Annotated in this window: 17 protein-coding genes; 9 read left to right on the forward strand and 8 right to left on the reverse strand. The window is 62.7% G+C overall.

What is annotated here, in order from left to right; all coding sequences use genetic code 11:
• Both VNW74_RS11720 and VNW74_RS11725 read right to left on the reverse strand, forming a co-directional pair.
• A partial coding sequence (locus VNW74_RS11720) for an MMPL family transporter (protein WP_325676919.1) occupies positions 1-2,516 on the reverse strand: 2,516 nt, incomplete at its 3' end.
• On the reverse strand, positions 2,513-2,941 hold the full coding sequence (locus VNW74_RS11725; protein ID WP_325676921.1) for an MmpS family transport accessory protein: 429 nt from the start codon (positions 2,939-2,941) through the stop codon (positions 2,513-2,515). The genes VNW74_RS11720 and VNW74_RS11725, both read right to left, overlap by 4 nt.
• A 585-nt stretch (positions 2,942-3,526) precedes the next feature.
• Between VNW74_RS11725 and VNW74_RS11730 the strand changes: the two genes are divergently transcribed.
• Positions 3,527-4,087 (forward strand): nuclear transport factor 2 family protein, encoded by a 561-nt coding sequence (locus VNW74_RS11730; RefSeq protein ID WP_325676923.1) that lies wholly within the window; start codon positions 3,527-3,529, stop codon positions 4,085-4,087.
• Positions 4,088-4,450: 363 nt separating this feature from the next.
• Here the strand turns inward: VNW74_RS11730 and VNW74_RS11735 are convergent, their stop codons facing one another.
• Together VNW74_RS11735 and VNW74_RS11740 are read right to left on the reverse strand one after the other, a co-directional pair.
• The gene (locus VNW74_RS11735) at positions 4,451-5,083 is read right to left on the reverse strand and encodes a 3,4-dihydroxy-2-butanone-4-phosphate synthase (RefSeq protein WP_325676925.1); all 633 of its coding nucleotides are present in this window, start codon (positions 5,081-5,083) and stop codon (positions 4,451-4,453) included.
• Between the two features lie 92 nt (positions 5,084-5,175).
• The gene (locus tag VNW74_RS11740) at positions 5,176-5,565 is read right to left on the reverse strand and encodes a cupin domain-containing protein (protein ID WP_325676927.1); all 390 of its coding nucleotides are present in this window, start codon (positions 5,563-5,565) and stop codon (positions 5,176-5,178) included.
• Between the two features lie 423 nt (positions 5,566-5,988).
• Here VNW74_RS11740 and VNW74_RS11745 point away from each other — a divergent pair, with 423 nt between their 5' ends.
• The 5 genes from VNW74_RS11745 to VNW74_RS11765 all read left to right on the forward strand — a co-directional run bounded on the left by VNW74_RS11745 (position 5,989) and on the right by VNW74_RS11765 (position 12,527).
• A complete protein-coding gene (locus tag VNW74_RS11745; protein ID WP_325676929.1) occupies positions 5,989-7,089 on the forward strand; it encodes a citramalate synthase in 1,101 nt (366 codons plus the stop codon).
• Complete coding sequence (locus VNW74_RS11750) at positions 7,086-9,668, forward strand: CoA transferase (RefSeq protein ID WP_325676931.1); 2,583 nt, start codon at positions 7,086-7,088, stop codon at positions 9,666-9,668. The genes VNW74_RS11745 and VNW74_RS11750 overlap by 4 nt, the downstream gene beginning before the upstream one ends.
• 210 nt (positions 9,669-9,878) lie before the next feature.
• Positions 9,879-11,084, forward strand: a complete 1,206-nt coding sequence (locus tag VNW74_RS11755; protein ID WP_325676933.1) for a cytochrome P450 — start codon at positions 9,879-9,881, stop codon at positions 11,082-11,084.
• A gap of 18 nt (positions 11,085-11,102) precedes the next feature.
• A complete protein-coding gene (locus VNW74_RS11760) occupies positions 11,103-11,297 on the forward strand; it encodes a ferredoxin (protein WP_325676935.1) in 195 nt (64 codons plus the stop codon).
• A 30-nt stretch (positions 11,298-11,327) separates the two neighbouring features.
• On the forward strand, positions 11,328-12,527 hold the full coding sequence (locus VNW74_RS11765) for a flavin reductase (protein WP_325676937.1): 1,200 nt from the start codon (positions 11,328-11,330) through the stop codon (positions 12,525-12,527).
• A gap of 36 nt (positions 12,528-12,563) precedes the next feature.
• On the opposite strand, the gene VNW74_RS11770 is transcribed toward VNW74_RS11765, so the two are convergent.
• The gene (locus VNW74_RS11770; protein ID WP_325676939.1) at positions 12,564-13,328 is read right to left on the reverse strand and encodes an SDR family NAD(P)-dependent oxidoreductase; all 765 of its coding nucleotides are present in this window, start codon (positions 13,326-13,328) and stop codon (positions 12,564-12,566) included.
• 239 nt (positions 13,329-13,567) lie between these two features.
• Between VNW74_RS11770 and VNW74_RS11775 the strand changes: the two genes are divergently transcribed.
• From VNW74_RS11775 to VNW74_RS11785, 3 genes are read left to right on the forward strand one after another with little or no spacing between them, the layout of a single operon-like run.
• Positions 13,568-14,833, forward strand: coding sequence for a thiolase family protein (locus tag VNW74_RS11775; RefSeq protein WP_325676941.1), 1,266 nt, complete (start codon positions 13,568-13,570; stop codon positions 14,831-14,833).
• Positions 14,834-14,882: 49 nt separating this feature from the next.
• Positions 14,883-15,806, forward strand: coding sequence for a fumarylacetoacetate hydrolase family protein (locus tag VNW74_RS11780; protein WP_325676943.1), 924 nt, complete (start codon positions 14,883-14,885; stop codon positions 15,804-15,806).
• A gap of 2 nt (positions 15,807-15,808) precedes the next feature.
• Positions 15,809-17,365 carry an AMP-binding protein gene (locus VNW74_RS11785; RefSeq protein WP_325676945.1) on the forward strand — a complete coding sequence of 519 codons (1,557 nt, stop codon included), beginning with the start codon at positions 15,809-15,811 and terminating at the stop codon, positions 17,363-17,365.
• A gap of 18 nt (positions 17,366-17,383) precedes the next feature.
• On the opposite strand, the gene VNW74_RS11790 is transcribed toward VNW74_RS11785, so the two are convergent.
• Genes VNW74_RS11790 through VNW74_RS11800 form a run of 3 tightly spaced genes read right to left on the reverse strand, consistent with a single transcriptional unit; the run spans position 17,384 to position 20,741 of the window.
• Positions 17,384-17,812, reverse strand: a complete 429-nt coding sequence (locus VNW74_RS11790; protein ID WP_325676947.1) for a cupin domain-containing protein — start codon at positions 17,810-17,812, stop codon at positions 17,384-17,386.
• 17 nt (positions 17,813-17,829) lie between these two features.
• Positions 17,830-19,074, reverse strand: a complete 1,245-nt coding sequence (locus tag VNW74_RS11795) for an alpha/beta hydrolase (protein ID WP_325676949.1) — start codon at positions 19,072-19,074, stop codon at positions 17,830-17,832.
• Between the two features lie 50 nt (positions 19,075-19,124).
• On the reverse strand, positions 19,125-20,741 hold the full coding sequence (locus VNW74_RS11800; RefSeq protein WP_325676951.1) for a thiamine pyrophosphate-binding protein: 1,617 nt from the start codon (positions 20,739-20,741) through the stop codon (positions 19,125-19,127).
• Between the last annotated feature and the right edge of the window lie 6 nt (positions 20,742-20,747).

A 20,747-nucleotide genomic window follows, 5' to 3' on the forward strand; every position in this document is an offset into this window, starting at 1 on the left:
CCCACGGCCAGCATGATCACGATCGCCATCGGCAGCACCAGCCAGTTCAGCGGCATGTGCAACAGGTGCTGCCAAACCAGCACCGAGATGCCAAAGGAGGAGCCCAGCGACAAGGCGACGGTGCCGACGATGACCGCGGAGGCTATCAAGCTTCGGGTGATACCGAGCATGACCATGAAGATGAGGGCGATCGACGCGACGACCGCGATCATCAGGTCGAACATAGAGCCGTCGTGCATGTCCTTGTAGGTAGCCGCAGTGCCGCCCAGGTATAGATTGGCGCTCTCCAGGGGCGTTCCCTTCACAGCCTCGGAAGCTGCTTGGATGATCTTGTCGATGTGCGAGATACCAGCGGGGGTTGCGGGATCGCCCTTATGGGTGACGATGTACTGCGCGGATTTGCCGTCCGGGGACAAGAACAGCTTCAGACCGCGTTGGAAGTCTGGATTCTCAAACGCCTCGGGCGCCAGGAAGAACGTGTCATCGTTGTGCGAGTCATCGAACGCCTTGCCCATGAAGGTCGAGTTCTTGCTAAGGGCGTCCTGCTGATTGATCAGTCCAGCGAAGGTGCTCACCGCCGCCATCGTGAGCGTTCGCACTGTCTTGAGGGTGACGGTCAGTGGTGGCAGTACAGCATCCAGCTGCGGCAGGATGACGTCGAGTCTGTCGATGTCCTTGGTGACGTTGCCGATGTCGTCGCTGAGCGCGTCGACGCCGTCGAGGCCGTCGAACAACGATCGAAATGACCAGCACATCGGGATATCGAAGCAGTGCTTTTCCCAGTAGAAGTAGCTGCGCAGGGGTCGCCAGAGGTCGTCGAAGTCGGCGATGTGGTCGCGCAAGTCGTTGGTGTCGGACTTGATTTGATGGGTTTGGCCGTCCAGATCGTGCGTGACGCCGGTGAGCTGGTGGGTGAGGTCGGAGATGCGCGTAGTGATGTCGATCGCTATCTGTAGCTGGTCGCCGACCTTGGTCAAATTGGCCACGGCATCGTGCAGATACTGCAGGTTTTCGACGGTGTTGGCGGCTTGCAGACTGACCTGGAAGGGCACCGAGCTGTGGTCGATGGGCGTGCCCAGTGGTCGCGTGATGTCTTGTACGCGGGCAATACCCGGAATGTGGAACACGTTTTTGGCAACCTTGTCCAGCACGATCATGTCGGCCGGGTTGCGCATATCGTGGTCGGACTCCAACATCAGCAGCTCGGGCTCCATGCGGGCTGGCGGGAAGTGCCGATCCGAGGCGTGGTATCCGACGTTGGCCGGCGTGTAAGCCGGAATGTAGTAGCGGTCGTTGTAGTTGGTGGTGTACGCCGGCAGCGCCAGCAGGCCGACCAGGGCTACCGTAATGGTCGCGGCCAGCACCGGGCCGGGCCAGCGCACCACAGCGGTGCCGATGCGGCGCCACCCGCGGTCTCGGTGGGCTCGTTTGGGGTCAAGCACACCGAACCGGCTGACCACGACAACGATCGCCGGGCCGAGGGTCAGGGAGGCCGCCAGCACCACCAGCAGACCCACCGAGCACGGCGCGCCGAGGGTTTGGAAGTAGGGGAGCCGGCAGAAACTCAGGCATGCCATCGCCCCGGCCACGGTCAGCCCCGATCCCACGATGACATGGGCGGTGCCGGAAAACATGTTGTAATAGGCGGCTTCACGATCCAGGCCCCTCGACCTGCCCTCCTGATATCGGCCCACCCAGAAGATCACGTAGTCGGTCGAGGCCGCGATCGCCAGCGCGACAAGCAGGTTGACGGCAAACGTGGACAGCCCCATGAGGTTGGAGTTGGCCAGCACCGCGATGACACCCTTGGAAACCTGCAACTCGATTCCCAGCGTGAGCAGCATGACCAGCGCGGTCGATATCGATCGATAGACCACCAGCAGCATCACCGCGATCACCACCAAGGTGACGGCGGTGATCCGCTTAATGCCTTTGTCGCCGTACTCGCGGCGGTCGGCGGCCAGCGGACCGGGACCGGTGACATAGGCCCTGATTCGCGGCGGCGGCGGTACGGAATCGACGATGCGCTCCACCGCGGCGACCGATTGGTTGGCTTGGGTGCTGCCCTGGTCGCCGCGCAGGTTCAGTTGCACGTAGGCGGATTTGGCGTCTGCGCTTTGTGAGCCCGCCGCGGTCAGCGGGTCACCCCAGAAGTTGTTGATGTGCTCGATGTGGGTTTTGTCCTGCGACAGTTTGTCGATCAGCTTGTCGTAGAACCGGTGTGCCTGATCACCGAGCTTGTCTTGACCCTCCAACAACACCATTGCCGTGGTGTCAGAATCGAACTGCTGAAAGTCCTTACCGATGCGCATCATCGCGATCGTCGACGGCGCATCCCTGGCGGTCATCGCCACCGAGTGCGCAGCACCGACCTTGTCGAGCGACGGTGCAACGACATTGACCACCACGGTCAGCGCGATCCAGCCGAGGATGATCGGCACCGCAAATATGCGGATCGTGCGGGCAATGAGCGAGGGTGTTGGCGCCTCTGTGGGCGAGCTGTGGCGACTGGTCATGCCGACTTCACCAGGCAGGAGGTCTGCGCGTGGTACAAGTTCTCCGATTCCTGGTCGCGGACAACACCGTTGACGGTAATCCGGCAGCCGATGGAGTCGCTGTTGCCCTGTGCGATCACGTTCGCCAGCACCGCGGTCAGTGTGGTCACGATCTCAAATGACCACGGCAGCCTCACCCCATTGAGGTGCTGCGGCTGAGCCTGCTCATCCAGATAGTTGATATCGGCGACCGTTCCCGGCGCGCCGAAAATCTCAAAAAGAACGTGCTTGGGATTGAACTGGATGATCGCGTCGGCGTTGCCGTTATCCGGCTTGTACATGTCCGATCCGAAGACTCCATGCAGCCGCGCGACGGTGAACGCGGCGATGACCGTCACGACCACCATGACGAACGGAACCCAAAATCGCGCGACAAGCCGAGTCATCGCACTCCTTCCCCTCAGGCTGAATGAACATTCCCCTGAGGCTGTATGAATGGCACGGCCCGATGTGCTGACATTCCACGTCCAACGTCAGCAGCCATTCTCGATCCAACGCTAACATATTGTCAACATAAACGTTGAACGGTTACCTGACGCGCCGCGTTGCTTGTGACATCGGTTGCATGCTTCGAGGATCGCGTGGTCAGGCCGCCGAATCCACGGTCGGCGACGATGCGCGCGTGCGCATTGTGGCCGCTGCCGAACGCAGCATTGGCGTCCGCGCGCCACGGAACAAAGTGCGTCTCACGACAGACGTCGCGGGCCTCGACGACTCGGCGAATTAGCTTGCTCAACGTCAACGTTGATAGATTGACCGGCTCAAAGCGCCCCGACACGGTGACGATCGTCGACGCGTGGCGCAGACCGAGACCGTCTCGACCATGACCTCGCCACTGTGGGGTGCGATGGCCGCCGAAGGCGACGAACTGCTGCCCGGGTACCGATGACGGCGCGCATGTGACCGGAGAACGAGCCACGAATGTCAACAACTACGTTGACTCTTGGAGCCACGCCGTCTATTGTCTCGTTATGACCGACACGGATTCGATTCGAATCCTGCTGGACGAGCGTGAGATTCGGAACTGCGTCATGCGGTACTGCCACGGCGCGGACCGCCAGGACTGGACGACGATGGCCGACTGTTATACCCCCGACGCCATCGATGACCACGGAGCCTTCCAAGGTACGGCCGCGCAGCTGGCCAAGTACCTCGAAGAGAAGGCATCTTCGCGTGGCGCCAAGCAGCACTACGTCGCCAATCAGCTAATTGAGATCGAGGGTGACGATGCGGTCAGCGAGGCGTACTACCTCTGCTACATCGAGTTCGTCGACGATATCGAGTATGCCGGCGACGGGGCCCATGCCGTGCTCATCGGTGGACGATACGTCGATGAGTTGAGGCGTGAATCTGGGACATGGCGGATCAACAAGCGCACCTCGGTCGTCGACTGGAGTCGCGACCTTGGAGCTCCAGCGCCCTGGGACGCCCCCGCCGCCAAAGGATTCGCCCGCGGCCGCCGCGATGGCACCGACCCAGCCCAGCTCGCCTTCGCTGACCTTCGCAACAAGCGGTCACGAGTATCTCAGTAAGCCCGCCAATGAATAGAGCACGCGAACTATCGTTTGTATGGGCCTTGGCGGACTGGGCCGTCGAATACATGACACCGGATGCACGCGTCCGACTATGCACGAAAATAGGTGCGGGGGAAATGGATAGTGCGATCGCGGACCTGCTTGCGTTCTATTCGAATAGCCAGGTTGAGCTGCCATATGAGCTAGCCGCTCCGATACGCGCATGGATACAAGGGTATGCCGGAACAGTGCGCGAACCGGATCTTATGCGCCGGTATGACCGCATCCGGGTGGCGATCATGACCCCAACAACTCCGGAAGAGTCCGCGGTCAAGGCCCGTCCACTCGTGGCTCGGCGTTAAGGCCATTCAGCGGGCGCGGTTAGCTTCCGGTCGAGGCCAACCGAGCAGGAATGGCAAAGTCTGCACAGTCCAGAATTTCGGCGACGGTGATCGTACACAGCTGGTACCGGAAGGCGATCTGAGAAATCTCAGGTGCCTTCGCCATGGTGGTCGGATCTTTTTCGCTGACCAGCCGGCTCACCACCGCAGCCCCTGGCTGCCCGGCTAACAGCGCCAACCGGACCGCGGCATCGACGGAGTCGCTCCCGACACCTGCACGCAATGGAATTACGTGTCCCGGTCGGGTGAGCTGTTCAGCTGTCGTGCACGGGTTGGCCAGGGCCTGTGCGGTCAGTGACCTGTCTTTGGCCGAGATACCAGTGCCGACACCGACCACATCGACGGCCACGCATTGGGGACGCCGACGTGCGAATTGAGACCAATGCTGGGGCGGCAACCGTAGTTGATCGCACCGTTCTGCGGCGAGAGCTACGCCAACAAAGCCGCCTGTGAGCCGCACGCATGATGTCATCAGCGCTGTGCTGGACAGCGCCGCGGCGAACACCAAATCGGCCTCGCCGTCCTGCTCGTGGCCACCGTGCATAATCACGGGTCGGCCCGCGGCAACCTCGCGAATTGCCTTGTCAACGCCGTGTTTACCAGCCGGTACCATTAACGTCGGGCGTTCGGCGGCGACAGGCGCTGTAGGCGGGTTTTCCTCAAGCGACAGCCTCGGTAGCGGACGGTCGATGACGAGACAGCTGGTCAATGTGAGCGGACCAGTACGACGGACATTAGGCATGATTCCTTCCCGGGATTGGCCCACGTGTGCTGGACGCCACGCAGGACGACGAAGTCGCCGGCCGTCAGCTCTACGACGCTGGCGTCCTCAAGAACAAGCCAAATGCGGCCGGACAGGATCAGACCCATATCGACCGTAGGCGTCTGGTGCATACCGGCAGTGATGTCGGCCGAAGTGTGGCCTGCTTTGAATTCGACGATGCGCCAGGTGGTGCCGTTGTCGCCGGGCACAAGCGACCAATCGGCGGAGCCGGGAGCACAGTCTGTGGTTGGCTGCTTCCCTTGCGTCAGCCAGACATCCGAAATCGTGAACCTGTCGCTGTCGACGGAAACAGCAATCGTGTCGTAGGCCACGAGGGCGCCGCCTGGTCCTGGGCTAACCACGACGCGGCGGGACTCAGAAGGGATCATGGCCACCGCATCAGCTCCCTCCGGGTCATCCTGGGTGAAATGCATCCCTTGATCGAAGGGTCCGACTCACCCTGGTAGCCGCACTCAACCACCAACAAAGCCACCGTGTCAACCATCTGGTTGACCAGTGTGTTTAACGCCTCGTCGTAATCGAAAACCCAGCCGCACCATCGTTTGTGCAATGGACCATGTGCGCGAAGCCGTTGTGCGATCGCACCAGCTAAGCGGACGCATATTGTGCTGGTCTACCTGGCCAGGCCAAGAGGCGCTCACCAAGACTGAACTGGCAGACACGGTCGGGCTTCGTCTGAAGTCGAGGCTCAGATTGGGCGCACGACCACATCAACTGAACTGCTGGAGGTTACGGTGGGTTTCCCGAAGGTCTGCCTGAACGATGAGTTGATGCGCGAAGGGATGCAGATCGAGTCGATTGATATCCCGGTTGAAGAAAAGATCAAGGTTCTTGATGCATTGTCGGCAACCGGGTTGACTCAGATCGAAGTCGGCTCGTTCGTCAGCCCCCGTTACACACCACAAATGGCCGAAATCGATACGATCGTATCGTCATTCACCCCGCGCGATGGTGTCCGCTACACCGCGCTGGCACTTAACCAAAAAGGCCGGGATCGGATGACGTCCTACATGCCACCGCTTTCCCCCTCACCGATTCCACTGATGACCTATGCCCATCTGTGCGACACGTTCGTCCGTCGCAACGCGAACATGTCGCAGGAGGACGAGATCGCGAATTGGCCGCGCGTGATCGAGGCCGCCGTGGCGTCGTCGGCCGCCGAGGCAGGCATTGGGATCGGCGCGGCGTGGGGTTCCAACTTCGAGGGCCCGTTCAGTCTCGAGCAGCGGATGGAAATGCTCACGCGCCAGCACGACGCGTGGGCGGATTCGAAGATTCCGGTGACCTGGGTCAGTCTGGCCGATCCGATGTCGTGGTGCATGCCGCACTGGGTGGAGGAACAGCTAGCGGTCATCAAGGAAACCTGGCCGGACATCACGAACGTCCACCTACACCTGCACAACGCCCGCGGTATGGCGCTGCCGTCCATCTATGCTGCATTACGCGCCCTCGACGAGGCTTACACAATTCAACTCGACGTCGTCACTGGCGGCATCGGCGGCTGCCCGTATTGCGGTAACGGCCGCGCCACGGGCATGGCCGCCACCGAAGATGTTGTGCACATGCTCGAGACCATGGGGATCCCAACAGGAGTCGATCTCGACAAGCTGATCGAGGTCGTGTGGCTGCTGGAGGACATCATCGGCCGGGCGACTCCGGGACATGTGTCGAAAGCGGGCCCGCGTCCGGATCGAGACTCGCTCTATGACCCAAACCTCCCTCTGGTGGAAACCCACCATCAAGCAAGGCATTTCAAACTGCGAGATGCCGCCCTCGATGGCGCGATCCGCCCATGGCGGGCGCCAATTCCCACGCCGAACCCTGTGACGGTATGAACGCTGCAACACCCGACGCGCTGGCCGGCGTGCGGGTGCTCGAACTGGGCGGCGGGGTGGCCGGACCCTATGGCGCTCGGCTGCTGGGTGACCTTGGCGCCGAGGTAGTGAAGATCGAACGACCGGGCGTAGGCGATCATCTCCGCGTCAAACCACCCCTTGCAGATCGCGTCGACGGGGTCAGCCGCGGGCTGCTGTTCGAGTATCTCAACTGGGGCAAACGCAGCGTCGAATTAGACCTCTCGGATGTCGGCAGCCGTCGGCGGCTCGCCGATCTGGTGCGGTGGGCGGACATCGTCCTGGTGTCGCTGAGTCCCGCGCGTGTGCATCAGTTCGGCTTGACGGCCGACGTTTTGCGCAGTTGGAACCGCAACGCGGTGGTCACTTTGGTGTCCAACTTCGGGCATTCGGGTCCATACCGCGACTGGGTGGCCACCGATCTGGTGTTCCAGGCGATGGGCGGCGTCATGCAGATCAGCGGTACAGCCGAGCGCCACCCGATCAAGCCCGGGCTCAACCAATCGCTTTACTGCGCCGGGATCAACGCCGCCTATGCGTCGCTTGCCGGGTATCTGGCCGCGCGCCGCTTCAGCGCCGGCGTCCTCATTGATCTGTCGATCCATGAGGTCATCGCCTCGCAGCTGGTGATGAATGCGCCCTATTACGCCTTCCTCGGCGCGATACAGGGCAGGCGTTCATCGACCCAGGATCCGTTTTCCGGTGAGCCCATCCCCACGGCCGACGGGTTCGTTTCGCTTCAGTCCACGACGCTGACGCCGGTCGCGGCTTTTGCCTCGCTGTTCGGCGACAACCGGTTCAACGCCCCGGAGTTTGCTACCGAGGCGTCCCGGGCGCAACACGCGGCGCAGCTGGGACGGCTCCTTACGCAGCACCTCGCCAGGTCGAACGCACGCGAGGTCTTCGAGTCAGCGGGCACTCGCGGCCTGCTTGCCGGTTTCGTCCAGTCCGCCGAGCAACTCTTGACATGCCCCCAGATGCGTGCCCGATCGGTCTGGCGCGTCGATTCGGGTTTGACGGTCCACGGCACCCCGATCCGACTGCCCGGCAGATTCGCTGAATTGTCGGCGACGCCGATCCGCGATGGTGCCGCGGCACCGAAACTTGGTGCGGACAACGACTTTGCACCACATCCACCGTCATCCGGACCGTTCAACGGGCATGTCCGTCAGAACGGCGACGTATCTGGGCCCGGGCCGCTGTCTAGGATGCTGGTAGTCGATCTGTCCACTGTGTTCGCGGTGCCCTATGTCGGGGCACTGCTGGGCGACCTCGGAGCAGAGGTTGTCAAGGTGGAGGCGCCCGCCAAACTGGACCAGACCCGAAGCGGTTTCGGAGCGAGCTTCAACAACGAGCCCAGCGGGGACTACTGGAACAGGGCGTCAACCTTCCAGGTCCTCAACCGCGGAAAGCGCTCGGTAGCGCTGGATTTATCAACCACCGCGGGCAGGTCGACGCTACGTGCCCTTGTCGACAAGGCCGACGTTCTGCTGGACAACTTCACTCCCCGCGTGATGCGTAAATGGGGCATGACCTACGGCCAGCTGGCACAGACGAACCCCGGCTTAATCATGTTGTCCAACACAGGTTATGGATCCACCGGTCCCTGGGCCTCTTTCAAAGCACAAGGAACCACGCTGGAAGCGACGATGGGTTTGACCTCGGTGACTGGTTACACGGACGAGGGTCCAGCCAAGGCTGGGCAGTCCTACCCGGACTTTCTGGCGTGCTGGACAGGGCTGCTCGCGATCCTCGCCGCGTTGACTTTCCGGGATAAGACGGGCCAGGGTCAATGGATTGACCTCGGCATGTACCAACTCGGGGCGACGGTGATTCCAGAGGCACTGATCGACTGGCAGGCCAATCGGCAGCAGCCGCCGCGCGTCGGTGATCGCGACACGGACGCGTTGTTAAGCGGATTGTTCGACACCGCTGAACCCGGCCAGACGGTGGCCGTGAGTGTAGTCAGTGCGGACCGGTTGGCCGCGCTGGCCGGCCTCGTTGCCGGTGTGCCCGAGACTGTCGCGGCCGTCGACGATGAGTCGAGCAGGGCGCTGCGCGAATGCCTGACAGCGTGGGCGCGCACCCGCACCGCCGCTGAGGTGTGCGGCGCATTGCAATCGATCGGGGTGGCGGCAGGGCCAGTCATGGACGCGCGAGACCTGCTTCAGAACACTCATCTATTGTCGCGCGGGTTTTACGAGTGGGTCGACCACGGAGAGATCACCGGCTGCCGCCCGCTCATCGGTCGGCCATTCAGCTGGAAATGCTCAACGTCTGAGGTGGCCATCACCGGTCGGGCGCCGCGGTTCGCAGAGCACAACGAGTATGTCGTTACCAAACTCGCCGGGCTCGACCACGCGGCATACCAGCAACTGCGAGCGACGTCGGTGGTCACCGACGCGCCCGTCGAGCCGCCCGAGGCGCGGCCTCTTGCGCTCGACGACATGGTGCGACGCGGCAATCTGACAATGGATCCACAGTATTTGCATACATTGGCTTCGGTCGCGCCCCGCGGGTGCCAGCCTTCGTCTGAGGCCGTCGCGCCGGATGTGCATTGACACAATGCTGCCTCTCAGAGCTTTGGCCAGTCATCCGTGGAACCTCACCAGCGGGCTGCGTAGCTTGAAACGAAGTAAAGGCCTGCCCGCAAGCACAACGAGCAGTCGGCGTGCGCCGAATTGTGATGTCGCAGTCGGCAACCAGAAGCCGTACGCCCTGATCGTCAAGTGAGGCCGCGGGCCGTGCTAGGCAAAAGTGAGGTATATGCCGTGAGCGTCGATGACAGCGAGCTGACCTGGCCGTTCGACCGGGACGGGCGATGCCCCCTCGACCCTCCGCCAGTGTTGAACGAGATTCGCGAACGGTGTCCGATCGCACGTGTGCACATGTATGACGGCTCGAAGGCAACATTGCTGACCAAACACGCCGACATTCGGGCCGTGCTAAGTGCCGATGGTGTCTCTGCGGATACCAATAGGGCGGGTTTCCCCCACGCCAGTGAGACCGCGCGATCGATCCGGATGGGTCAACGGGTGTTCGCGCGCATGGATGCCCCGACGCACACCGAGCATCGGCGCATGGTGAACCGAGATTTTCTGATGCCACACGTGCGAAAACTCCAGCCAAACTTGGAAAAGATGGTCGAGGAGCTGCTCGACAGGCTCGACACGCTCCCGCGGCCGGTGGATCTGGTCGCCGAATTCGCCAACCGGCTACCCAGTCGCGTGATCGTCGAGCTGCTGGGCCTACCACTGGCCGACAGCGGATTGTTCCAGGATCGCATGGAGGTTTGGCATTCGCTGTCGAGCACGCCTGCAGAATCGGCTCAGGCCAAGGTCGACCTCACCGACTACCTCGCCGACGTGATCGCCGAGCGCCGGGAAAGTCCGGGACGCGATCTGATTAGTCGCCTGGTCGTCGAGCAGCTTGCCATAGGCAAGCTGTCCGAAGAGGAACTGCTGCAAATTCTGCATGTATTGCTGGTTGGCGGCTACGAGACCACCGCGAACATGATTGCGCTGGGGACGATTGCCCTACTGGAGCACCCCGAGCAGCTGGAGGCGCTCAAGGCCGATCCGTCGTTGTGGCCCAACGCAGTAGAGGAACTGCTGCGATATTTGTCGGTAGCCCATCAGGCCACCTATCGGCTCGCCCTTGACGATGTCAAGGTCCCGTCGGGGCATGTGCACCGCGGGGAGGCGATCATTGCACCCGTGATGGCGGCCAATCGGGACCCGGCGGTTTTCGACAATCCGGATGCGCTCGACATCCGTCGGAACAGCCGCGCGCACATGGCTTTCGGCTTCGGACCGCATCAGTGTCTTGGACAGTCGCTCGCGCGAGTGGAACTTCAGGTGGTATTCCCGCGCTTGTTCGAACGTTTCCCCGAATTGCGACTGGCGGCAAGCGCCAACGGCATTCGGTACAAAAACTCGATGGTTTACGGTGCCGAATCGGTACTGGTCACCTGGTGAACACGGTGGGAGAGTGACATGGCCAAGGTGAGAGTGATTCCTGAATTGTGCATCTCGTCGGGCAACTGCATTGACGTGGCCCGTGATGTCTTCGACATGGATGACGATGGTCTCGTCGTCGCACACCTTGAAGACGTTGATGGCGAGCTGCGAGATCGAGCCGAACAGGCGGCCAATCTGTGCCCGGTGCAAGCGATTTTGCTCGAGGACTGAATGACAAATGGTGCCGATTAGGGAGCGACCATGAGCGCAGCGCCGCTGCCTGCAACCCCGAATGAGCCGGAAACCACGACGCCAGCTGTTATTAGCGCCGGGCTCTTTCGTCAAGTCCTCGGGCAGTATCCGACCGGTGTCTGTGTGGTGACCGCAATGCACCCCGACGGTGAAGCGGTCGGGATGACGATCGGATCTTTCGCCTCGGTGTCATTGCAGCCGGCTCTGGTCGGTTTTATGGCGGACCGCGCTTCAAGCTCGTGGGCGCGATTGCGGGAATGCGGAAGACGGTTTTGCGTCAACATCCTCAGCGAAGCTCAGGAGGACATCGGCCGGATCATCGCTGCCCGCAAGCGCAACAAATTCGACGGGCTGAGCTGGCAGGCCTCGCCGACGGGACTTCCGGTGCTCACCGATTCGTGCGCCTATATCGACTGCTTGATGGAGGATATTTTCCCGGCCGGCGATCACGAGATCGTGCTGGGCCGGGTCCTCCACCTGGATGTGGTGCGTCCTTTCATGCCGCTGCTGTTCTTTCGCGGCGGGTATGGCTCCTTTACGCCGCTCACGATCTCTGCAGGGGACACCGATGTGGTGGAGCAGCTTCGACACGTCGACGTCGTGAAACCGGTGATGGAGAATCTCGCCGACAAGCTACAAAGTGAAGTCACCGTCATCACTCGGGTGGGCGATGAGTTGGCCGTGATCGCCACGGTCGGGCGGGCCAAGACGGCGGTCGTGCCGACGCGCGTCGGTCAGCGGGTCTCGTTCATGCCCCCGCTGGGCGGTGTCCATGCGGCGTGGGCTGATGAGCAGGAACAGCAAGCGTGGCTGGGCAGGCTCCCCGAGGGTCACGACAGGGCGACCTACGAGCAGATCCTCCGTTCCATCCGGAAACGCGGTTATAGCTTCGGTATTGGCCATGCCGCCAACGCGGTGCTCGAAGAGGCCATCACCGCGGGTCGCGGCGACGTTGGTCTCAGGGTTGATCAAGCGGTGCGGGGTGTTCTGGGCCTGTATAACGTCGCGTCGCTCGATCCGGGCAAAGCGTATGAGTTCCATTCGGTGACCGCACCGGTTTTCGTCGGTGAGCGGGGACCGCAGTTCACGTTTACGCTCTGGGGCCCGGCGGGCGTGGCGGGCGTAGATGTCATTTCCCGTTACACCAGAGAGCTATTGGCCGCCACCAGGCGGGCTTCGGAACTGCTTGGGGCAGCTGCGCAAGACTAGTACCATCCGCGTATCTGACCGGTAGCGGCGGCCGCGTCAGTCGGCGAGCACGAAAGCACCGTCGACCCGGATGTACTCGCCGTTGACGAATGAGGCGCGCTCGGACAGCAAGAATGCGACGACTTCGGCGGTCTCATGCGGGTAGCCTGCCCGCTGCATCGGGCCACGGCGCACCCATTCGCCGAATGCGGTACCGGGCTTGTCCAGCAGCGGCGCACTCCGCGGAGTCAAGGTGAATCCGGGTGAGACGGTGTTTGCGCGTGGCCGGCCACGTTGTCGAACCGCGAGATGGCGTGTGTAGGCCGCGATCGCCCCTTTGCCCACCGGGTAGTAGCTGTTGATGAATCCGGCGCCCACGTCGTTGCCGGCGATCGATGAGATGTTCACGACGCTGGATGCCTGCTCTCCGGCGGTTTCGAGCCATTTCTCGGTGACCGCGACGAGCCCGCCAATGGTGCCGGCCAGACCCTCGGCCAGCGACAGGGGTCGGGAGCTCGCGACCCCGGCATTGTTGACCAGGTAGGGGCACACGCCCTGCCGCGACACCGCCGACCAGCCTGCGGCCACTGAGGATTCGTCAGTGATGTCGACCTCAAAAGCCTCGGCTTGACCGCCGGCTTCGGTGATCGATTTGGCGACTGTGGTTGCGCTGTCGACATCGATGTCCCAAATTGCCACCGAGAGTCGTTCTTCGGCGAGTATCTCTGCTATCGCCCTACCGATTCCCTGGCCACCTCCGGTGACAACGGCAATCGCATCCGGCCGGAACGGATTTCGTATCCTGCTCTCGTTTATCTCCACGTCGACCTCCGCAGACGGTGACAGCGCTGTCCGTGCATTCGGAACCAGTCCAAGTTGATTGAACCAACAACTCCCCGACAGGGCCTATGGTCGAGCAACCGGTAGGCGAGCCGGGTGTGTCGTCGAAAGCTACAACCACCGCCGTTCGCGCACAGCGCGGTGAGCGTCGTTGGCGGAAGGTACGACGTCGCTGCCTCGGTGTTTGGGTACTCGGCCATTGCCCGGCGGAGCGGTTGCCGATGGACTTGCTGTCAGTGCGGGACGGATCCGGAAAGACGGTCAGGCAACAAATGGACGCATATGTCGTTGGCGCTGCGATGACGCAGTTCACTTCGCACGGTCAGGGTTTGATCGATATGACCGAGCGCGTCGCGGCCAGCGCCCTGGCTGATGCCGGGCTCGGTGCCGACCGCATCGCTCTGGTGTTCTTCGCCAACGCGGCGGCGGGCCTGGTCCAAGGGCAAGAAATGATTCGCGGCCAAGTCCTCCTGCATCAGACGGCGCTGGCGGGCAAACCGATCATCAACATCGAAAACGCTTGCGCCTCTTCGTCGACCGCATTTCATCTTGCCGCCGGCGCGGTAGCTGCCGGGCAGGTCGATGCGGCGATCGCGATCGGTGTGGAGGAAATGTCGCACCCGGAGCGGCTGCGTACGTTCGGTGCGCTGGCCGCGGCGACGGACACCCTGCGACGTCCCGACATGTTCGCCATGGTTGATTCGCTGACGTTGCATGCTCACGAATCCAATGCGGGGGCTGTGCGCTCCTCACCGTTGATGGCTCACTACGCGGCGCAGGGCGCGGAGTTCTTGCAGCGATTTGGCGGCAGCCCCCGGGACCTCGCACAGGTGGTGGCAAAGAACCGTGCCAACGGCTCCCTGAACCTGAATGCGCAGATCCGTCGTCGGGTGTCTGTCGAAGAAGTCCTCCAGGACAAAATGATCGCAGCGCCGTTGACCCGCAGCATGTGCGCACCTGTCAGCAACGGGGCCGCAGCGCTGGTTGTGGTCTCCAAGACCATGTGCCGGCAGATCGGGGCGATGGGTGTCCGGGTCCTCGGCCTGGGGATGGCCTCGCGTGATCCGCGCTCACCGGCGATGCCGTCGCAAGTGGCCGCGAAGCAGGCATTTGAGGCTGCGGCGGTGGGTCCCGAAGAAATCGACGTTGCTGAGCTTCACGATGCCGCTGCAGCGGCCGAGCTGATCCTGATGGAGGCCGTCGGCCTTTGTGGCCCCGGGGAGTCCATCGACCTCACGCGCGCGGGCGCAACGGCACTCGACGGGAAGCTGCCCGTCAATCCCAGCGGCGGGCTGGTCTCGCGCGGACACCCATTGGGCGCGACCGGCTGTGCCCAACTCGTAGAGCTCACCGAACAACTCCGCGGGCGCTGTCAGGCGCGGCAAGTCAGCTCGGCACGCCTCGCCTTGGCGCAAAGCAGCGGCGGGGTGCTCGCCGATAGCGAGGCGGTCGCCGCGGTGACCATCTTGTCCGGAGATGAACTTTAGCCCGTAACGAATCCGGATGCGGTTAGGAAGCAGGTGACTTGTGCGGTGGATGAGTTACACCGACAGCGATGGCGTGTCACGCGTTGGCGTGCTCGTCGACGAGCACGTTCGCGGTCTCGCGCCCGGTAGGACTCTGCTGGATCTGCTTGACGCCGGTGCGCAGGTGATCGCGGCCACTGGCGAGTCGCTGCTTGCCGCCGCCGACCATGTGGCGCCGGTGTCTGAAGTACGCATCGAGGTGCCGTTGGAGCCCAGGTCGATCCGCGACTGCGCTGGATTCGTTCAGCACCTTCGCAATTGCGCCGCGCGCACCGGGCGCGTGATCGACCGGCGTTTCACCGATTTCCCGCCCTTTTACTTCAGCAACCCCGCTGCCTCGGTAGGGGCGCGAGCAGAGGTGGCGATGGCGCCGGGCACCGAGCAGTTCGACTTCGAATTGGAAATTGCGGCGGTAATAGGGCGGGGCGGCAGCGATATCGCGGTAGGCGCCGCAGAAAGCCACATCTTCGGCTACACGATCTTTTGCGACTGGAGCGCTCGTGACATCCAAATGGCTGAACGCGACCTATTCGGCCCGGTTAAGGGCAAGGACACTGCCAATGGTTTCGGGCCGTTTGTGGTGACCGCCGACGAACTGGATGAGTTCCGCAGTAACAAGGCGTTCAAGCTCGCGATGCATGCCTACGTCAACGACGAGTTGGTCAGCAGCGGCAGTTGGGACGAAATCGATTGGGGTTTCCCGGACATGATCGCATTTGCGTCGCGCGGAACCCGCGTGCGCCCTGGCGATGTGATCGGCTCGGGAACCGTGCCCACGGGCTGCCTGTTCGAGCATTTTGCTGCTGATCCAGAGCATTTCAGGGGATGGCTCAAAGACGGTGACGAGGTGCGCCTGGTGGTCGAGGAGCTCGGTGAAATCCGCTCACGTGTCACCAAGCAGCGTGTAGCACAACCGCTGTCGACCGGATACTGACGATGACGTCAACCGACTCGCCGACTTTGCGTGATCTGGTCATCAACGGACTGGATCGCTACGGTGACCGGCCAGCTGTCGTCACCGGCGACACGATGTGGACATATCGCCACATCATCGATGACGCCAACCGGCTGGCCCGATACCTGCACGACGCGGGGGTGAGGGCCGGCGACCCGGTGGTGATAGCGATGTCCAACCGAGCCGAATGGATTGTCGCCGACCAAGCTGTCATTCGGGTGGGGGCGGCCAAAGTCGCTCTGAACGCTATGCTTTCGGCACACGAGGTTGAGTACATCCTCAACGACAGTGGCGCGGCGGTGGCGCTGGTCGATCGTGCGCTGTTCACTCGGGTAGCCGCAGCCACTGCTCCGCAACTCGTTCGGCTAATCTGCGTCGACAACACCGAACCAGATGATCCACGCGCCATGGGGTGGACCGAGGCCATCGCCGCAATCCCCGAGGGAGCGGGCCCGCCGGAGGTATCCGTGGGCGTCGATGACGCGGTGATGATCCTTTACACCGGGGGAACCACGGGACGGCAAAAGGGTGTGGTGCACACCCAACTCACGCTGGCGTGGTCGGCGATCGCGCACCTGATCGAGTTGGGATTGGGCGACGATGAGCGGATGCTCATCGTCTCGCCGTTGCCGCATGCCACCGGCTTTCTGGCGCAGGCCGCGATGCTCAAAGGGTCCACGCTCTACATCGAGCCCGGATTCCACGCGGAGCTGGTCCTAGACCGCATCACCCAGGACAGGATCACCATCGTGTTCATGGTGCCCACCATGATCTACCGACTTCTGGACCGGGCACGTGGACGACAACTTGACGTCTCATCGCTACGAACCTTGCTCTACGGCGCGGCGCCGATGGCACTAGACAAGCTCACCCAGGGCCTGGAACTGTTCGGTCCGGTTTTCATGCAGCTCTATGGGCAATCCGAGGCGCCGGATTTCATCACCCGGCTGCGCCGTGAGGACCATGACCTGACACGGCCGGGTCTTCTCAGCAGTTGCGGACAGGTTGCCACGCTCATGCAGCTGGCCGTGGTGGACGCCGCTGGCGACCCGGTTGCCCCGGGCGAGTCGGGGCAGGTGGTGGCCAGGGGGCCCTACGTCATGCGCGGCTACCACAACATGCCGGAAAAGACCGCCGACACGGTGCGCGACGGCTGGCTGTACACCGGCGACGTCGGTCGCCTCGATGAACACGGGTATCTGTTTCTGCTTGATCGGATGAACGACATGATCATTAGCGGCGGCATGAATGTCTACAGCGCCGAGGTGGAATCGGTGGTCCAAACATGTTCGGGGGTAGCACAAGTCGCGGTAGTCGGATTGCCTGATGATGACTGGGGCGAGCGGGTGGTGGCGTTCGTGGTACCCGCGGCGGGTAGCGGTGGCGACGTCGAGGAGATCCGCTCAGCGTGCCGCGCCCACCTCGCGTCGTACAAGTGTCCCAAGGAAATCCACCTGGTCGAGGACCTTCCAGTCACGGCCTACGGCAAAGTCGATAAGAAGCTACTGCGCCAGCGCCAAGCCAGCGTGACCGCGTAGCATCGGTCGTGAACCAGCTCAGGCGTCGCTGGACGCGGCGCTGTGGGCAGGCAATTTCGTTACCGCGGAGCGGTATTCCTCCTCGCTGACCTCGTCAAGCCATTCGGTGTCGCCGCCCAGCACGATCGAGTTGTGCGACATGAACGTGTCCGGCAGTGCTCCATGCCAATGGATCTCGCCGGCAAAGGCATGCACGACAGTACCGTCGGTAATGGCTTGCACGGCGTCGCGTGTCACGACCAAGCCGCTGCCCGCGCAACCGATGAGCATCTGGCCGCCACAATGGCGGTGCCAAAAGGTGCGCGAACCGGGTGCGAACGTCACCCTGTTAACGCCAGCGCCATCAGCATGCGGAAGCAGCACTTCGCCCCACACGACTCCGGTGAACATCGTGCCGCCACGTGTTTGGATTACCCCCGCTCGCAAAGCGGGCCAACTTGCTCGCATCCGATCGCCTCCTCGAGTCAAAGCCGCTTGATCTTCTCCAGCACGGGCAGGAAGTACTGCTTGAACCCCACCGGGTCTTCGGCCATAGGGAAGTGGCCCTTACCGACCATCGCAATGAACTCACCGTTCAACTGCTGCGCGGCGGCCTTGCTCAGCGCTGGCGTAGCCGAATAGTCATACTCGCCGGAGAAAACGTACAGCGGACACTTTGCTTCGGTCAGCGTGGGGCCGATCCGCTGCAGCGACGTCACCATGGCGCCGTCGCCGTTGTACACACCCGGCCCGGACTGTCCATACTCCCAGAGCACCTCGTCCTGCAGATCCTGTGGGCTATCGGGGGACATCAGCCCGGCCACCCAGGTGCTGAGGAACATGCTGTGGTCGACCTCGAGGTGTCGGGTCCAAACGCCTCGACGCGAGGGAGCGTGCGGGTTTCCGCCGAGGGTGCCTTCGAGCGCACAGATCGCGCGCCACTCCTCTCCATAGGTTCCCGACATCACCAGGGCGACCGATCCACCCATCGAACAACCCACGAGCACAGGCTTTTCCGGCAGTTCCATGGCCGCGGTAAAGCCGCGAATAATTCCCATGTACCAGTCGATGTCGTTTTCGTAGCGATTGCCTCGCCAGCCCCGAGGGGGCATCGAGCGACCATGCCAGGGCATGTCGAAAGCGATCATCCGGAAGTCGGCCTGCAGTTCGGGATCCTCGAGCAGATACTTGTACTGCCTCGAGTCTGAGCCGGCGGTGTGCAGGCAGACCATCGGGATACCCTGGCCGGCTTCCTCATAGAACAGTCGGTATTGGCTTTGTTGGTAGTCGATGGTGATGTAGCTGGCGGTGATGGCACTCTTTCGCGGTAGCTGCGGCGGTTGCCCACGATCACGGGTTGGCTTGAGGCAGAGAAGAATTCGCTCCACGAAGGGCGCATATTGCGCCCACTTGACCCGGTCGCCGGAGATCAACGTGTCGCTGAACTGGGCGACAAGGGCCTGCGCGGTGTTGTTCAGCGGCGCTGGGCTCGGCTTGGCGAACTCCTCCCATGCCGACGCGGGAACGGTAAAGCCGAAGTCCCACGCGTCGTTGATGTCAGGGGCGGCGCGGATCTCGAAGTCATGGTCGGCATCCCAACTCACGCCGAACCGAGTGCCGCCGACGTCCATGAGGATTCGACATCGGCCCGGTGCCGGCAGTCCGGCCATGACGACATCATCAGCCAAACGCGATCCGAGCTTATCGACAATGGCAATATCCAGGCTCATCGGACGACCTCCTTCAAGTGACCTGACTGAACAGTGGGTGGTTGATAGCGCTAGTGATAGGGCGACGGGATGACATCGGGATCCAGCGGAACCTCAATCAGTACAGGCCGGTCGCGGTGATGCAGCTCGGCCATTGTGGCTTCCAGTTCGTCGAGCGTGTGCACGGTATAGCCGATGCCCCCGAGTGCGTTAGCAACGTCGGCCAAGTTGGGCCAGTCGAACGTCGAGATGGACGCATCGAGTCCCTTGTTGCGAAATTGGATGTACTCAGCGCCGTAGGCGTTGTCGTTCATGACGACCACGACGATGTCGAGCCGATGCCGCACCGCGGTGTTGAACTCGGCCAGACCACCGAGCATGAAGCCGCCGTCGCCGCTGATCATCAGCACCGGCGTGCCCGGAGTTCCGGCCGCCGCTCCGATGGCATTGCCCATGCCCAGGCCGATGCAGCCGAACTCCAAGGTGTGAACGTAGGAGTTGACCTCCCCGGTGCGAACGTTGAACGCGGCGTGGTGAAAGAACCTGCCCGCATCGAGCACCAGGCTGCGCTCGCGCGGAAATCGTCGGTCGATGACGCGGAGCGCCTCGGTGATATCGAGCGTTCCGGCCCGTTGGTGGGCGCTCTTCGTGGCCGCCCTGTGGGTGGCCGGGTGGCCGATCCGATCGGCGAAATCAGTTGGGGTAAAAGATCCTTCGTCGAGGATGCGCACGAACTCGTCGGCGACCGCGGCCGCCTCGCCATGGACCGGGGCATCAACCCTGCGATGGTGATTAAGCGCGGCCGCATCGAGGTCGACCTGAACCACCCGCGCCCCGTCTAACAGCGAACCTTCGCCGGTTGTCCACCGATTGAGCGCTGCGCCGAAGGCCACCACGCAGTCAGCCTGTTTGATGGCGTCCACGGCGATGTCGTCCGACAGTGTGCCGAAGATGCCGAGGTTGTCGGGTTCGCCGGCGAACAGCTCGCGCGCCTGCAACGTGGTGGTCAGCGGCGCGCCGATCCTGCGGGCGAAACCGAGCACCGCGGTGCGCGCCGCGGCCGATGTCGCACCGCGGCCGGCCAGCACGATAGGTCGGTGCGCCGAGGCAATGACGCCCAAAGCGGCATCGACCGCGTCCTCGCTGGGCCGGATCGCCTGCCGAATCACCGGCAATGGTTGCGGCGGATGGAAATCGGCGTCGCGCCACATAAAGTCGGCGGGAATATTGACAACGACCGGACGGCGTTGCAGTTCGGCGCAGCGAAACGCCGAGACGAAATCGGCGACCAATGTTTCCGGCGAGCGGACCTGCTCGAACGCCGCTCCCGTCGGCAGGATGACGGAGCGCTGATCAATCTTCTGCAGGTTGTCGCGGTCGATGACGGCGGTGTCGCCGGCGACCAGCACCAGCGGTGTGCGGGCACGAACCGCTTCGATCAGCGCCGTGATGGTGTTCGTCAGCGCCGGTCCGTGGGTGACGGTGGCGACCCCGAGCCGACCGGTGGTTCGGCTGTAGCCCGATGCGGCCAACACCGCGTTGGCCTCGTGCGTAACGGCGATGAATCGGCCGCCAAGCATGCGCGTGAAGTCGTCCACCATGTAGAGGTTGCCGTCGCCGATCAGCCCGAAGAGGGTGTCAACGCCGAGCGCGTGAAGTGTCCTGGCTGCCAGCTCGTGGACATGCATGTCGAC

Source organism: Mycobacterium sp. (assembly GCF_035570115.1).
Classification (GTDB): domain Bacteria; phylum Actinomycetota; class Actinomycetes; order Mycobacteriales; family Mycobacteriaceae; genus Mycobacterium.